The 14,926-nt window shown below is 71.7% G+C and carries 10 protein-coding genes; 5 read left to right on the top strand and 5 right to left on the bottom strand.

All coding sequences use genetic code 11. The features are described from left to right. Positions 1-50: 50 nt before the first annotated feature. The 4 genes from ACFYXV_RS30075 to ACFYXV_RS30060 all read right to left on the bottom strand — a co-directional run bounded on the left by ACFYXV_RS30075 (position 51) and on the right by ACFYXV_RS30060 (position 4,948). Positions 51-1,136 (bottom strand): glycine betaine/L-proline ABC transporter ATP-binding protein, encoded by a 1,086-nt coding sequence (locus ACFYXV_RS30075; RefSeq protein WP_385462728.1) that lies wholly within the window; start codon positions 1,134-1,136, stop codon positions 51-53. Beyond that, a complete protein-coding gene (locus ACFYXV_RS30070; RefSeq protein ID WP_385462731.1) occupies positions 1,133-2,659 on the bottom strand; it encodes a GMC family oxidoreductase in 1,527 nt (508 codons plus the stop codon). Before ACFYXV_RS30070 ends, ACFYXV_RS30075 begins: the two co-directional genes overlap by 4 nt. Continuing rightward, positions 2,656-4,164: an aldehyde dehydrogenase family protein gene (locus ACFYXV_RS30065; protein WP_389384580.1), complete on the bottom strand. Its 1,509-nt coding sequence runs from the start codon at positions 4,162-4,164 to the stop codon at positions 2,656-2,658. Before ACFYXV_RS30065 ends, ACFYXV_RS30070 begins: the two co-directional genes overlap by 4 nt. 325 nt (positions 4,165-4,489) lie before the next feature. Next, entirely contained in the window at positions 4,490-4,948 is a 459-nt protein-coding gene (locus ACFYXV_RS30060) for an Lrp/AsnC family transcriptional regulator (protein WP_383348795.1), read from the bottom strand. Positions 4,949-5,085: 137 nt separating this feature from the next. Here ACFYXV_RS30060 and ACFYXV_RS30055 point away from each other — a divergent pair, with 137 nt between their 5' ends. The 4 genes from ACFYXV_RS30055 to ACFYXV_RS30040 all read left to right on the top strand — a co-directional run bounded on the left by ACFYXV_RS30055 (position 5,086) and on the right by ACFYXV_RS30040 (position 10,275). Continuing rightward, a complete protein-coding gene (locus ACFYXV_RS30055; RefSeq protein WP_389384579.1) occupies positions 5,086-6,075 on the top strand; it encodes a DMT family transporter in 990 nt (329 codons plus the stop codon). Further along, entirely contained in the window at positions 6,068-7,261 is a 1,194-nt protein-coding gene (locus ACFYXV_RS30050) for an aromatic amino acid transaminase (RefSeq protein WP_385462743.1), read from the top strand. Before ACFYXV_RS30055 ends, ACFYXV_RS30050 begins: the two co-directional genes overlap by 8 nt. 205 nt (positions 7,262-7,466) lie before the next feature. After that, positions 7,467-9,536 (top strand): discoidin domain-containing protein, encoded by a 2,070-nt coding sequence (locus ACFYXV_RS30045; RefSeq protein ID WP_385462746.1) that lies wholly within the window; start codon positions 7,467-7,469, stop codon positions 9,534-9,536. A gap of 109 nt (positions 9,537-9,645) precedes the next feature. After that, the gene (locus ACFYXV_RS30040) at positions 9,646-10,275 is read left to right on the top strand and encodes a TetR/AcrR family transcriptional regulator (RefSeq protein WP_389384578.1); all 630 of its coding nucleotides are present in this window, start codon (positions 9,646-9,648) and stop codon (positions 10,273-10,275) included. A gap of 9 nt (positions 10,276-10,284) precedes the next feature. Here ACFYXV_RS30040 and ACFYXV_RS30035 read toward each other — a convergent pair whose 3' ends face one another. Further along, complete coding sequence (locus ACFYXV_RS30035) at positions 10,285-11,244, bottom strand: LysR family transcriptional regulator (protein WP_383348780.1); 960 nt, start codon at positions 11,242-11,244, stop codon at positions 10,285-10,287. 172 nt (positions 11,245-11,416) lie between these two features. On the opposite strand from ACFYXV_RS30035, the gene ACFYXV_RS30030 reads away from it, so the two are divergent. Further along, the gene (locus ACFYXV_RS30030; protein ID WP_389384594.1) at positions 11,417-14,914 is read left to right on the top strand and encodes a M28 family peptidase; all 3,498 of its coding nucleotides are present in this window, start codon (positions 11,417-11,419) and stop codon (positions 14,912-14,914) included. Positions 14,915-14,926 lie beyond the last annotated feature (12 nt).

The raw sequence follows: 14,926 nt of genomic DNA, 5'->3' as shown, positions 1-14,926 counted from the left end.
GTTGGCGGCGGTCGCGGCGCCCGGCGGCGGCCAGGTGGTATGGGCGTACATCAGGCCACCGCCTTCCGGGCCGCGACCGGTACCCCGGCGACGACACCCAGGAGTCCGGCGTGGTCGACCACGCCGAGGCAGCGGCCGTCCTCGACGACCCGCGCGTTCTCGCCCGTACGGGCGACCGCCTCGATCGCCTCGTGGACGGTGGCCCGGGGGTCGAGCGCGGGACCGCTCTCGCGTTCGTCGGCGAGCGCCGGGCGCATCGCCGAGCGGACGGTCAGCACCTGCTCGCGCGGCACGTCCCGGACGAAGTCCCTGACGTAGTCGTCGGCGGGGGCGCCCACGATCTCCTCCGGCGTGCCGAGCTGCACGATCCGGCCGTCCCGCATCAGCGCGATCCGGTCGCCGAGCTTCAGGGCCTCGCTGAGGTCGTGCGTGATGAAGACCATCGTGCGCCCCTCCTCCCGGTGCAGGCGTACGACCTCCTCCTGCATGTCCCGGCGGATCAGCGGGTCCAGGGCGCTGAACGGCTCGTCGAACAGCAGGACTTCGGGGTCGACGGCGAGGGCGCGCGCGAGGCCCACGCGCTGCTGCTGGCCGCCGGACAACTGGCCCGGTCTGCGCTGCTCCAGGCCGTCCAGGCCGACCTTGGCGACGAACTCGGCCGCCCGTTCGCGCCGTTCACCGCGTCCGATGCCCTGGATCTCCAGTCCGTACGCGATGTTGTCGAGCACCGTGCGGTGCGGCAGCAGCCCGAAGTGCTGGAAGACCATCGAGGCCCGGTGCCGGCGCAGCTCGCGGAGCCGGCCGCTGTCCATGGAGAGCACGTCCTCCCCGTCGATGGAGATCGTGCCCGAGGTCGGCTCGATGAGCCGGGTCAGGCAGCGGACGAGCGTGGACTTGCCCGAGCCCGACAGGCCCATGACGACGAAGACCTCGCCCTTGCGGACGTCGAAGGAGACGTCGCGGACGGCGGCCGTGCAGCCGGTGCGCTCGCGCAGCTCGGCGGCGCCGAGGGCAGCGAGCTCCTGATCGGCGGGCACGCGGTCGGCCTTCGGGCCGAAGACCTTCCACAGGTCGCGTACGGAGAAGACGGACTGTGCGGGGGCGGTGGGGGTGGCGGGGGTGTGCGGTGCGTTCATCGGGTGGTGCCTCCCAGCAGGTCGGCGCATTTCTCGCCGACCATGAGGACGCCGATCATCGGGTTCACGGCGGTCATGGTGGGGAATACGGACGCGTCGGCGATCCGGATGCCGTCGAGGCCCCGGATCCGCAGGTCGGGTGCGACGACGGCGAGTTCGTCGTCGGCGGCGCCCATCCGGCAGGTGCCGGCGGGGTGGTAGACGGTGTGCGCGACGTGGCGCGCGTACGCGCTGAGCTCCTCGTCGGAGGTCACCTCGGGCCCCGGGCACACCTCGCGCTTCAGCCATCCGGCCAGCGGCTCGCTCTCGGCGATCTTCCGGGCGATGCGGATTCCGTCGACGAGGGTCCGTCCGTCGTAGTCGTCCTCGTCGGTGAAGTACCGGAAGTCGAGGGCGGGCTTGTCCTCGGGGTCGGCGCTCGTCAGGTAGAGCCGGCCGCGGCTGCGCGGCTTGGGGATGTTCGGGGTCATCGACACGCCGTGCGCGGGACGTTCGTAGCCCAGGCGCTCGGGGTTGTCGGTGAAGGGGATCTGGTAGAAGTGGAACATCAGGTCCGGGCCCTCGGAGGCCGGGTCCCGGCGGACGAACAGCCCGGCGTCGGAGTCCATCGCGGAGTTCTCCGGGATCGGTCCGTGCGTCTCCCAGACGATGACCGACTCGGGGTGGTCGAGCAGGTTCTCCCCCACGCCCGGCAGGTCGTGCACGACGGGGATGCCCAGCTTCTCCAGGTCGGCGCGCGGCCCGATGCCCGAGTGCAGCAGCAGGCGCGGGGTGTCCACGGCTCCGGCGCACACCAGGACCTCGCGCCGGGCGCGTACGACGTGCTCCTCTCCCTCCTTGGTGCGGATGTGCACGCCGGTGGCGCGGGTGCCCTCCAGCTCCAGCCGGAACGCCCAGGTCTCCAGGGCGATGTGCAGGTTCGGCCGGTCCAGGAACGGGTGCAGGTAGGCGACGGAGGCGGAGGAGCGCTTGTTGTTCTCCGGGTGGTAGGCGAGGTCGAAGAAGCCCGCGCCCTCGTGGAAGGGGCTCTTGTTGAAGCCCTCGACGCGCGGAACTCCGAGCGCGTGCTGGGCCGCGTCGACGAAGTCCCGGGCGATCGCGTTCCGGTCGGCCTGGTCCACGGGGACGATGTTGTTGCGCAGCCGGGCGAAGTACGGGTCCATGGCCGCCGCGTCCCACCCCTCGGCGCCGGCCTCCGCCCACTCGTCCCAGTCGGAGGGCAGGGGCTTGAAGGCGATGAGGGTGTTGTGCGAGGAACAGCCGCCCAGCACCCGCGCACGGCTGTGCCGGATGTACGAGTTGCCCCGGGGCTGCTCGGTGGTGGGGTAGTCGTAGTCCAGCTCGCCGCCGAGCAGGCCCATCCAGCGGCGCAGGGTGAGGACTTCGTCGCGGCCCACGTCACTGGGGCCGCCCTCGATGACGGCGACGCTGACGTCCGGGTCCTCGGTCAGCCGGGAGGCGATCACGGAGCCGGCGGTGCCGCCGCCGACGACGACGTAGTCGTACAGGTGCTGGTCGTTCATGCCTGGTCCTTCTCCGTCGCGCCCGCGAACCAGCGCACGGGGCGCGGGGCGAGGTTCTGGTAGATGTGCTTGGCCTCGCGGTACTCGCCGAGGCCGCCGGGGCCGAGTTCGCGGCCGATGCCGGACTTTCCGAAGCCGCCCCACTCCGCCTGCGGCAGGTAGGGGTGGAAGTCGTTGATCCAGACGGTGCCGTGGCGCAGGGCGGCCGCGACCCGCCGGGCCCGGTCGCCGTCTGAGGTCCACACCGCGCCGGCGAGGCCGAACTCGGTGTCGTTGGCGAGGGCGACGGCCTCCTCCTCGGTCCGGAAGGTCTCCACGGTGAGGACCGGTCCGAAGACCTCCTCGCGGACGACGCGCATGCCGCGGTGGCAGCGGTCCAGGACCGTGGGCCGGAAGAAGTACCCGGGACCGGCCGGCTTCTCGCCGCCCGCGCGCAGGACCGCGCCCTCGGCGAGGGCCGAGGACACGTACTCCTCGGTGCGCGCCAGCTGGGCGGCTGAGACGAGCGGTCCGCACTCGACGCCCTCGTCGGTGCCGCGCCCCAGCCGGATCAGCTCGGCCCGGCGGGCGAGTTCGGCGACGAACCGGTCGCGCAGCGGTTCCTCGACGATGAGGCGGGATCCGGCCGAGCAGACCTGGCCGCTGTGGATGAAGGCCGCGTTGAGTGCCTGGTCGACGGCGGTGTCGAACGCCTCGGGCGTGGAACAGGCGTCGGCGAAGACGACGTTGGGGTTCTTGCCGCCCAGTTCGAGGGCGACCTTCTTCACGCTGTCGGCGGCCGCCTTCGCCACCTTCGTGCCGCTGACGAGACCGCCCGTGAAGGAGATGAGGTCCACGTCGGGGTGTTCGGCCAGGCGGGCGCCGACCGTTCCGCCGGGGCCGGTGACGATGTTGGCGGCGCCGAGCGGCAGTCCGGCCTCCAGGAGCAGCTCGATCAGCGCGACGGTGGTCAGCGGGGTGATCTCGCTGGGCTTGATCACGAACGTGTTGCCGGCGGCGAGGGCGGGCGCGATCTTCCAGCTGGCCTGGAGCAGCGGATAGTTCCACGGCGTGATCAGGGCGCAGACGCCGACCGGCTCGTGGACGACGACGCTGCGGATCTCGTCCGAACCGGCGTCGACGAGGCGTCCGCCGCTCTCGCCGGCCACGAGGTCCGCGAAGTACAGGAAGGCGTCGCGGACGCAGTCGACGTCGACGCGGCCCTCTTCCAGCGTCTTTCCCGCGTCCTGGCTCTCCAGGGCGCCGATCCGCTCGCGGTCGCGCTCCAGCAGGGCGGCGACCCGGCGCAGCAGGGCGGCCCGCTCGGCGACCGGCGTACGCGGCCAGGCACCGGCGTCGAACGCGGCGCGTGCCGCGGCCACGGCCTCGTCGGTGTCCTGGACACCGCCCTCGGCCACGACCGCGAAGGCGGTCGCGTCGACGGGGTCGATGATCTCGCGCGTGGCGCCGGAGAGGGCTGCGCGCCACTCTCCGCCCACATGGATGCTCTGCTGTGCTGCGGTCACGTTGGGTATTGCCTTTCGTCCTCTGTTTCCCCCTGCCGGTGGCACCGACACGAACCGCCCGGTTGCCCCGGCTCCCGGCATCCATGCGCAATGCATTGCGGAGAGTGTTCTTGTTCACGCGGGAAGGCAGGGCAAATTCGGACATGTAAGGCAGGTCGTGTGAGCGGGGATACAGAGGGGCCACGATCGCGGGCGCCCGTCACGCAGAGTGGGGGGCGGCCCGCGCCCGGCGGACGGGGCCGCGTCGTGACGCTCCGCGTCCCCCGGGGCGATCAGGCCCGGCCGGGGGATTCGGCGAGCGGCTCCACGGGTTCGGCGCGCCCCCTCACATGGGGGAGGGGTAGACCCGGGACTGCTTCACGCTGCCGAAGGCGAAGCTGGACTCGATCGACGCGATGCCGGGGATGGCGTGGATCCGGTTGCGCACGAGGGATTCGTACGCCTCCAGGCTCTCGATGACCACGCGGAGCAGGTAGTCACTGCTTCCGGCCATGAGGTAGCAGTCCTGGATGTGCTCGATGAGCGCGACGTGCCCCTCGAAGACGCCGACCGCCTCCTTCGTGTGCCGGTCCAGGCGGATCCGTACGAACACGGTGATCGGCAGGCCGAAGGCGACCTGGTCGACCATGGCCGTGTAGCCGCGGATCAGGCCGGCCTCCTCCAGGCGCCGCACCCGGCGCAGGCAGGGCGACGGGGACAGCCGGACCCGGTCGGCGAGGTCCTGGTTCGAGAGCCGCCCGTCGGCCTGCAACTCCCGGATGATCTGGAGATCGACTGCATCCATCGCCCCTCCTTCGCCCCCTCTTGGCAGATCCTGCCCCAAACGTATGTCCGAGCGGCAGAACTGGCAATCGCCTGCCCCGGCGAAAGACCTAGCGTTGCTCCTTGGCCGGATCCGGCCCCCGAGGCTGGAGGAGCCCCTTGGTCACCACGAATGCCGGACCCGCGACGGCACTGCCGCCGGCGGTCCGCCCACGGCTCTCGGCCCGGACGAAGGGCACCATGGCGCTGGTCGTGACCGTGCTCATCTGGGCCGCCTTCGCGCTCAGCGCCCGGGCGCTGAGCTCCTCCTCCCTGCTCCCCGCCGACGCGGCCCTGCTGCGCTTCGGCGTCCCGCTGCTCGTCCTGGCTCCCGCGCTGTGGCGGCGGCGCCGGCGGATCGCCGCCGTCCGCCCGGCCACCGCCCTCAAGATCGCCTGCGGAGCCGGGGTGCCGTTCTTCCTGGCCGCGATGTACGGCGGCTCCCTGACCTCGGCAGCCTTCGTCGGCTCCATCGTCCCGGGGATGGTCCCGCTCTTCGTCTCCGCCCTGATGGTCGCCGCGGGCAGGGGCCTGCCCCGGGGCGCGCAGGCGGTCGGGCTGGCGCTGATCGCGGTCGGCGTGGTCGCCCTGGTCTGGCGCCACGTCGTTCCGCTGAACACTCAGGTGCTGGCGGGCGCGGGGATCCTGCTCGTCGCGAGCGGACTGTGGGCCCTTTACACCGTCGGGCTGAAGGAAGTGGACCTCGATCCGGTCGGATCGATCGGCCTGCTGTGCCTGCCGTCGTTCGCGGTGATGGCGCTCCTGGTCCTGACCGGGGTGCTGCCCACCGGACTGGCCTCGGCCGCGGGGAGCGACATCGCCCTGTTCCTGGTGGTGCAGGGGCTGGGGGTCGGCCTGTGCGCCGGCCTGCTGTACGCGTACGCCATCCGCAGCCTCGGCGCCGAGCGCAGCTCCACCGTGGGCAGTCTGAGCCCGGTCGCGGTGGTCCTGCTCGCCATCCCCCTGCTGGGCGAGTCGCCGACCGGGGCCGTTCTCGTGGGCGTCCCCCTGATCACCGCGGGCGTGGCCCTCGCCAACCGGCGACCGCGCACCCGCAGCGCCGCCCTCCCCCTCCCCCGCACCCAGTCCGAGGTTCCCGACCATGCTTGAGCTCCTCCTCCCGCCGCCCGTCGACCCGCTGTGGGACCTCACCGAGGCGTACGGCGCCGACGCCCGGCCCGAGCGCCTGAACCTCGTGCTCGGCGTCTACCGCGACCAGACCGGCGGCACCCCGGTCATGGCGGCCGTGCGCGAGGCCGAGATACGGCTGGCGGAGCGCTCCCCCTCCAAGGAGTACCGGGGGCTCTCCGGCAACACGGCCTTCAACCGGGCGATGCTGTCGCTCGTCCTCGGCTCCGGCGGCGCGGCCGAGCGGGCCGTGGCCGTCCAGACCGTCGCGGGCAGCGGCGCGCTGCGGCTGCTGGCCGATCTGATCTGCCGGACCCGGCCGGGCACGACGGTGTGGATCAGCGATCCCGCGTACGTCAACCACCGGCCCATCCTGGAGGCCGCCGGGCTGACCGTGCGGACGTACGGCTGGCTCGACGCCGAGGGCCGCTTCGACACGGCGGGCATGCTGCGCGACCTCGGGCGGGCGCGGCGCGACGACGTCGTCCTGCTCCAGGGCTGCTGCCACAACCCGACCGGCGTCGACCCGACCGCGCAGGCCTGGGAGGCGGTGGCCGAACTCGCCTCGGAGCACGGCTGGGTGCCCTTCGTGGACCTCGCGTACCACGGGCTCGGCGACGGCCTGGAGGCCGATCTGGCCGCCACGCGCATGCTCGCGGAGCGGGTGCCCGAGATGCTCGTCGCCATCAGCTGCTCGAAGAACTTCGGGCTGTACAGCGACCGGACCGGCTGCGCCGTCGTCCTCGGCGCCTCGCGGCAGTCGCTGCGGCACGTGGAGACGGCGCTGCAGAACGCGGCCCGCACCCTCTACTCGATGCCGCCGGAGCACGGGGCCGCGGTGGTGACGGCGATCCTCGAAGACGACGGACTGCGGGACCTGTGGCGCGCCGAGCTGGACGGGATGCGGGCCCGGATCGAGGACAACCGGCGCGGGCTGACCGCGGAGCTGACCGCGCTCGGCCGGGACGCCCAGGCCGACGTGCTGGCGCGGCAGAAGGGGATGTTCTCGATGCTGCCGCTCACCGCGCGCCAGATGCTGCGGCTGCGCAGCCGGTTCGCCATCTACGGGACGACGGCCGGGCGGATCAACATCGCGGGGATCCCCGCGCACCGGATCCCCTGCCTCGCCCAGGGCGTCGCTGCGGTGCTCGACGAGGGGGCCGAGTAGCCGGGCCGGGCCCGGCCGGGCCCTCCCCCGGGCGGGCCCGGCCAAACGGCTGACATTCCATCAGGTCATCCGTCCCGGACCCTTGACTCTGTTACCGCCGGTAGCCATTCTCGTCACACTGCCTGCGCGGGACATGACAATCAGCCGGCTCCCTCAGACGGTCTGCGTCCTCGACCGCGCCATCCGCCGACCGATGACGTGAGTGATGACCATGACCCGAGTCCCGCACCGAAGGCGCAGGCCCCTCGCGCTGCTCGCCCTTCTCCTCGCCATGGTGGCCATGGCCCTCGGCCCCGCGCCCGGCGCGGCCGCCGAGGGCGATGCCGGCTGGTGGAACCCCACCGCGCGGCCCGCGCCCGATTCCCAGATCAACGTCACGGGCGAGCCGTTCAAGGGCACCGACGCCAAGGGACAGGTCCGGGGCTTCGTCGACGCCCACGACCACATCATGTCCAACGAGGGCTTCGGCGGCCGGCTCATCTGCGGCAAGGCCTTCTCCGACCAGGGCGTGGCCGACGCCCTCAAGGACTGCCCCGAGCACTACCCCGACGGCTCCCTCGCGATCTTCGACTTCATCACCAAGGGCGGGGACGGCAAGCACGACCCCAACGGCTGGCCGACGTTCAAGGACTGGCCCGCCCACGACTCGCTGACCCACCAGCAGAACTACTACGCCTGGATCGAGCGCGCCTGGCGCGGCGGCCAGCGCGTACTCGTCAACGACCTGGTCACCAACGGGGTGATCTGCTCGGTCTACTTCTTCAAGGACCGCAGCTGTGACGAGATGACCGCCATCCGCCTGGAGGCGCAGAAGACGTACGACATGCAGGCGTTCATCGACAAGATGTACGGCGGCCCGGGCAAGGGCTGGTTCCGGATCGTCACCGACTCCGCGCAGGCCCGCGACGTCATCCAGCAGGGCAAGCTGGCCGTCGTGCTGGGCGTGGAGACCTCCGAGCCGTTCGGCTGCAAGCAGATCCTGGACGTCTCCCAGTGCAGCAAGCAGGACATCGACCGCGGCCTCGACGAGCTGTACCGGCTCGGCGTGCGCAGCATGTTCCTCTGCCACAAGTTCGACAACGCCCTGTGCGGGGTCCGCTTCGACGAGGGCGCCCTGGGCACGGCGATCAACGTCGGACAGTTCCTGTCCACCGGCACCTTCTGGAAGACCGAGAAGTGCACCGGCCCGCAGCACGACAACCCGATCGGCCTGGCACCCGCGCCCTCGGCGCAGAAGGAGCTGCCGGCCGGGGTGGCGGTCCCCTCGTACGCGGCCGACGCGCAATGCAACTCCCGCGGTCTCACCGACCTCGGTGAGTACGCCGTGCGCGGCATGATGAAACGCAAGATGATGCTCGAAGTCGACCACATGAGCGTCAAGGCGGCGGGCCGGGCCTTCGACATCCTCGAATCCGAGTCCTACCCGGGCGTGATCTCCTCGCACAGCTGGATGGACCTGGGCTGGACCGAGCGCCTCTACAAGCTGGGCGGATTCGCCGCCCAGTACATGAACGGCGCCGAGGGGTTCAGCGGCGAAGCCGCCCGTACGAAGGCGCTGCGCGACAAGTACCAGGTCGGATACGGGTACGGCACCGACATGAACGGGGTCGGCGGCTGGCCGGGCCCGCGCGGCGCCGACACCCCGAACCCGGTGAAGTACCCCTTCCGCAGCACCGACGGCGGCTCCGTCATCGACAGGCAGACCACGGGGCAGCGCACCTGGGACCTCAACACCGACGGCGCCGCGCACTACGGTCTGGTCCCCGACTGGATCGAGGACATCCGGCTCGTCGGCGGACAGGGCGTCGTGGACGACCTCTTCAAGGGCGCCGAGTCCTACCTGCACACCTGGGGAGCGTCGGAGCAGCACAAGGCGGGCGTCAACCTCGCCGCGAACGCGCCCGCCTCCGCCAGCTCCGCCGAGTGGAACCCGTTCGTCAGCTACGCGCCCGGCAAGGCCGTCGACGGTGACAAGGGCTCCCGCTGGGCCAGCGACTGGAGCGACGACCAGTGGCTGCGGATCGACCTCGGCTCCTCCGCGACCGTCAAGCGCGTCACCCTCGACTGGGAGCGGGCGTACGGGAAGTCGTACCGGATCGAGGTCTCGACGGACGACGTGAACTGGCAGACGGTGTGGTCCACGACCACCGGTGACGGCGGCCTGGACACGGCGCAGTTCGCCGGCGTGCCGGCCCGGTACGTACGCGTCCACGGCGTCGGCCGCGGCACGCAGTGGGGCTACTCCCTGCACGAAGTCGGCGTCTACGGCAGCTGACGGCCCGCAGCGGCTCCCGCAGGCCGGGGCCGGGAGGATCGGGCTCGTCCGATCCCTCCGGCCCCGGCCTCGGCCGTATCTCCGCCCGCACGAAGGGAACCGATTCCGCATGGCACGGATGCCGTTGGCGCAGCGGCGCAGGCAGCTCACCGAGGCCGCGATCCGCGCGATGGCCCGCGACGGCGTCCCCAGGACGACGACCCGCTCGATCGCCGCCGAGGCGGGCGTGTCGCTGAGCGTCTTCCACTACTGCTTCGACTCCAAGCAGGCGCTGCTCGAATCGGTCATCGAGACGATCACCGATCACTACCTGACCGTGGTCAAGGAGGCGATCCGGCCGCGCACCACCCTCCGCGAGACCGTGCGGGCCGGCTTCCAGGCCTACTGGGACCACGTCCGGACCCACCCCGCCGAGCACATGCTCACGTACGAGCTCACCCAGTACGCCCTGCGCGAGCCCGGGTTCGAGCACCTGGCGCGGCGCCAGCACGAGCTGTACTGCGCCACCTACGCGGAGCTGCTCGAAGAGGTCTGCCTCCGCATGGGGGCCGGACTGAGCGTCCCCGTCCCCGTGCTGGCCCGCTACCTGGCGGCCATGACCGACGGGCTGACCCTGAACTTCCTCGTGCTCGGCGACACGGCCGCGGCGGCGGCGATCCTCGACATGGTGTCCGACCACGTGGCCGGGCTCGTCCACGAAGCGCCGGTGCAGCCGTCCCGGGCCCCCCTGCTCCCCTGAGGCCCGCGCTCACCCGAGGACCGGGTGGGCCTCCGGGTGGGCGTTCCACCAGGCGCGGTGGAAGGGGTTGTTGTCCACGTTGGCCAGGTACGCGCCGGCCGCCGCGCGGTAGAGGGAGTCCGCCTGCCCGGCGGAGACCGCCGAGCGGTTCCAGGCGAGCCGGATGCGGCCCGTGATCGGGGTGCCGAGCAGCGGGCGCATCACCGTGCCCTCCACCGCGGGGGCCGTCGGCTGGGTCAGGGAGATGGCGCGGCCCGCCGCCACCAGGTCGTGGCGCATCTTGCGGTCGGTGATCCGGTGTCGCAGGGAGGGGGCGAAGCCGGCCTTCGCACAGGCCCCGACCAGTGCCTCGGGGCCGCCGTCGTCGTCCTCGACCAGGGTCATCCACTGCTCGCCGGCCAGTTCGGCGAGGTCGAGGACCTCCCGTCCCGCCAGCGGGTGCCGCGTGGACATGCGGATGCAGAACGGCTCCTTGGGCACCAGGGTCCGGGCCAGGGCGCCCTGGGGCAGCGCGACCTCGTGGTCGTTGACCTCGCCGTAGACGATGACGTCGTACCGTCCCGCGCCGAGCATCCGCACGAGTGCGGTCACGGAGTGCTCCACGTCCACGGTGATCTCCCGCCCGGACAGCACGAGGTCCGTCCGTGCGAGCAGTCCGTCGATGAGGACGAGCAGGATGCAGCCGAGCCGCAGGGGCGCGTCGGTCGCCATCGCGCGGCTCTCGGCGCCGAGGCTCTCCATCTCGGTGAGCACGCGGCGCGCCTTGGCCAGCACGAACTGGCCCAGCGGGGTGGGCTCGACGCCGCTGCGGCCGCGGACGAAGAGCTCGCCGCCCGTGACCCGCTCGATCCTGCGCAGCTGGGCCGAGAGCGCGGGCTGGGAGACCCCCAGCCGCCGGGCCGCACCGCCCAGACTTCCGGACTCCGCTATCTGGCACACGGCTTGCAGATGCCTCAACTCCAGCTGCATTCCGGCAGCTTACGCAGCGTGACCCCACGACACCATAACGCGGACCTTATGTGCGCAGGGATGTCCCAATCTCGCCATGTCCACGCCCATACTCGGCGCCAACACCCACCCTCGCCCTCGGGCGGAGCCCCCCACACACGATCGGAGTGGACTCTTGCAGCCCACCAGATGGATGGCCTCCGTGGCGGCCCTGGCGCTGACGGCCGGCCTCGCCGGCACGCTGGCCACCGCCGCGTCCGCCGCACCACAGGCCCAGTCCCCCGCGCCCTCCCCGCAGGCCAAGTCCGCCGAACGCGCGGTCGCGGCCGCCGACGCGGCGGTCCGCAGCGGCCTCGACACCCTGGTCAACTCGCCCCAGCAGCAGTACGACCGGCGCATGGTCACCCCCTGGGTGCAGGACCTGTACTCCGTCTCCTACGAGCGCAGCTACCGCGGTCTGCCGGTCGTCGGCGGCGACGCGGTCGTCCTCGCCGACGGCGAGGGCCGGGTACGGGCCGTCCAGTCGGCCTCCGCCACCGCGATCGACGTGGCCACCACCCCCTCCGTCGGCGCGAAGGCGGCCGAGGCCACCTCGCGGGCGGAGCTGGCCAAGGTCGACAAGGTGCTCGACAGCCGGCTCGTGGTCAAGATCAAGGACGACAAGCAGGTGCTCGCCTGGGAGACCGTCCTCTCCGGCAGCACCAAGACGGCGCCCAGCAAACTGCACGTCTTCGTGGACGCCCGCACCGGCAAGGTCGTCGACCGCCACGACGAGGTCGTGGCCGGCAGCGGCACCAGCAAGTGGAACGGCCCGAACCCGCTCACCATCGACACCACCGCCTCGGGCGGCTCGTACTCGCTGCGCGACCCGAACCGGCCCGGTCTGAGCTGCGCCGACTACGGCAACGGAAGCGTGTTCACGAAGTCGTCGGACTCCTGGGGCACGGGCAACGCGACGTCAAAGGAAACCGGCTGCACGGACCTGATGTTCGCCGCCCAGAAGCAGTGGGACATGCTGGGCCAGTGGCTGGGCCGCAACGGCGTCAGCGGCAACGGCCGCAGCTTCCCCGGCAAGGTGGGCCTCGGCGACCTGAACGCCTACTGGGACGGCAGCTCGGTCACCATCGGGCACAACAGCGCCAACGAGTGGATCGCCGGCATCGACGTGGTGGGCCACGAGTACGGGCACGCCATCGACTCCAACACCCCCGGCGGCACCAGCGGCCAGGAGTCCGGGCTCGGTGAGGGCACCGGCGACATCTTCGGCGCGCTGACCGAGGCCTACGCCAACGAGCCGGCCCCGTACGACACCCCGGACTACACCGTCGGCGAGATGATCAACCTGACGGGCAGCGGTCCGATCCGGAACATGTACAACCCGTCGGCCGTCGACAACGACCCCAACTGCTACAGCTCCGCGATACCCGGCACCGAGGTGCACGCGGCCGCGGGTCCCCTGAACCACTGGTTCTACCTGCTGGCCGAGGGCAGCAACCCGGGCGGCGGCAAGCCCGGCAGCCCCACCTGCAACCAGTCCACGGTCACGGGCGTGGGCGTGCAGAACGCCGGCAAGATCTTCTACGGCGGCATGCTGCTGAAGACCAGCAGCATGTCGTACAAGAAGTACCGGACGGCGACCCTCAGCTCCGCCAAGTCCCTCGACCCGGCGACCTGCAACCTGTTCACGAGGACCAAGGCCGCCTGGGACGCGATCAGCGTCCCCGCCCAGTCCGGCGACCCGACCTGCACCCCGAGCGGGCAGAACGACGACTTCTCGATGGCGCTGAACCCGTCCGCGGGCAGCATCCAGCAGGGCGCCTCGGTCACCACCACCGTGACCACCAGCACCACCACCGGCCAGGCGCAGCAGGTGACCCTCACGGCCACCGGTCTGCCGTCCGGGGTGAGCGCCTCCTTCAACCCGGCCACCGTGCAGTCCGGCCAGTCCTCGACGCTGACGCTGTCCGCCACGGCCAACGCGGCGCCGGGGGCCTCCACGGTCACGGTCAAGGGCCAGGGACCGAGCCTCGCGCACACGGTCGACTACGCGCTGAACGTCGGCAGCACCCAGCCCGGCAACGACCCGCCGAACATCAACGTCGCCAACGTGCAGGCGCACCTGGCCCAGCTGAACACCATCGCCTCGCAGAACGGCGGCAACCGCCGCGCGGGCAGCGCCGGCTACACCCAGTCCGTGGCGTACATCAAGGGCAAGCTGCAGGCGGCCGGCTTCACCGTCACCGAGCAGAGCTGCACCTCCTGCACCTACCCGTCCAGCAACCTGATCGCGGACTGGCCCGGCGGTCCCGCCGACCAGACCGTCATGTTCGGCGCCCACCTCGACAGCGTCTCGGCGGGTCCGGGCATCAACGACAACGGCTCGGGCTCCGCGACCCTGCTGGAGAACGCGCTCGTCCTCGCGCAGAAGAACCCCACCCTGACCAAGCACGTGCGGTTCGCCTGGTGGACCGACGAGGAGCAGGGCCTGAACGGCTCGGAGTTCTACGTGGGCCGGCTCAGCAGTACCGAGAAGGCCGCCATCAAGGGCTACTACAACTTCGACATGGTCGGCTCGCCCAACGGCGGCTACTTCATCAACAACCTCAACTCGACGACGGCCGCGCCGCTGAAGGCGTACTGGACCTCGCTGAACCTCGCCCCCGAGGAGAACACCGAGGGCCAGGGCCGCAGTGACGACTACTCCTTCCAGCAGGGCGGCATCCCGACGTCCGGCTACGCGGCCGGCGCCAGCGCCCGCAAGACCTCGGCGCAGGCCACCAAGTGGGGCGGCACCGCGAACGCGGCGTACGACTCCTGCTACCACAGCTCCTGCGACACGACGAACAACATCAACGCGACGGTGCTGGACCGCAGCGCCGACGGCGTCGCCTACGCGATCTGGAAGCAGGCCGTCGGCGGCGACACCCCGGCGCAGGACTTCTCCATCGCGACCTCTCCGGCCGCCGGCTCCGCCGCCCCGGGCACCAGCGTCACCTCCACGGTGAACACCACCACCGTGAGCGGCAGCCCGCAGACCCTCGCCCTGTCGGTCTCCGGCGCCCCGTCCGGGGTGACCGCGTCGCTCAGCCCCGCCTCCGTGCAGTCCGGCGGCTCCTCGACGCTCACCGTGCAGGTCGGCGCGGCCACCGCGGCCGGCACCTACACCCTGACCGTCACCGGCACCGGCACGGTCGCGCACAGCACGACCTACACCCTGACCGTCGGCGGCGGGGGTACGTGCACCCCGAAGCAGGTCGTGGTCAACGGCGGCTTCGAGAACGGCAGCAGCCCGTGGACCGCCACCGCCGGGGTCGTCACCAACCAGTCCGGCCAGGTCTCGCACGGCGGCGCGTACATGGCGTGGCTGGCCGGGTACGGCACCTCCCACACCGACAGCGCCTCGCAGTCGCTGGCGCTCCCGGCCGGCTGTGCCACGGCCCGGCTCGCCTTCTACCTCCACGTCGACACCGACGAGAACGAGAACGTGGTCTATGACCGCTTCACCGTCTCGGTGGGCGGCCAGACCCTGGAGACCCTGTCCAACCTGGACGCGGCCCCGGGCTACGTGCTCAAGAGCTACGACGTGTCCCGGTTCGCCGGCCAGACCGTCACCCTGAAGTTCCAGGGCGTGGAGGACCAGTCCCTCCAGACCTCCTTCGTCGTGGACGACGTCACCCTCCAGGCGAGCTGACGCCCGCCGGTG

Source organism: Streptomyces sp. NPDC002181 (assembly GCF_042890485.1).
In the GTDB taxonomy this organism is placed as follows: Bacteria; Actinomycetota; Actinomycetes; order Streptomycetales; family Streptomycetaceae; genus Streptomyces.
This window is presented reverse-complemented; position numbering and strand designations above follow the sequence as displayed.

Excerpts from the sequence above, each read along its gene's own strand:
- ACFYXV_RS30035 (WP_383348780.1), bottom strand. The coding sequence starts at position 11,244 with ATGCAGCTGGAGTTGAGGCATCTGCAAGCCGTGTGCCAGATAGCGGAG.
- ACFYXV_RS30060 (WP_383348795.1), bottom strand. The coding sequence starts at position 4,948 with ATGGATGCAGTCGATCTCCAGATCATCCGGGAGTTGCAGGCCGACGGG.
- ACFYXV_RS30045 (WP_385462746.1), top strand. The coding sequence starts at position 7,467 with ATGACCATGACCCGAGTCCCGCACCGAAGGCGCAGGCCCCTCGCGCTG.
- ACFYXV_RS30075 (WP_385462728.1), bottom strand. The coding sequence starts at position 1,136 with ATGAACGCACCGCACACCCCCGCCACCCCCACCGCCCCCGCACAGTCC.
- ACFYXV_RS30050 (WP_385462743.1), top strand. The coding sequence starts at position 6,068 with ATGCTTGAGCTCCTCCTCCCGCCGCCCGTCGACCCGCTGTGGGACCTC.
- ACFYXV_RS30030 (WP_389384594.1), top strand. The coding sequence starts at position 11,417 with ATGGCCTCCGTGGCGGCCCTGGCGCTGACGGCCGGCCTCGCCGGCACG.
- ACFYXV_RS30040 (WP_389384578.1), top strand. The coding sequence starts at position 9,646 with ATGGCACGGATGCCGTTGGCGCAGCGGCGCAGGCAGCTCACCGAGGCC.
- ACFYXV_RS30070 (WP_385462731.1), bottom strand. The coding sequence starts at position 2,659 with ATGAACGACCAGCACCTGTACGACTACGTCGTCGTCGGCGGCGGCACC.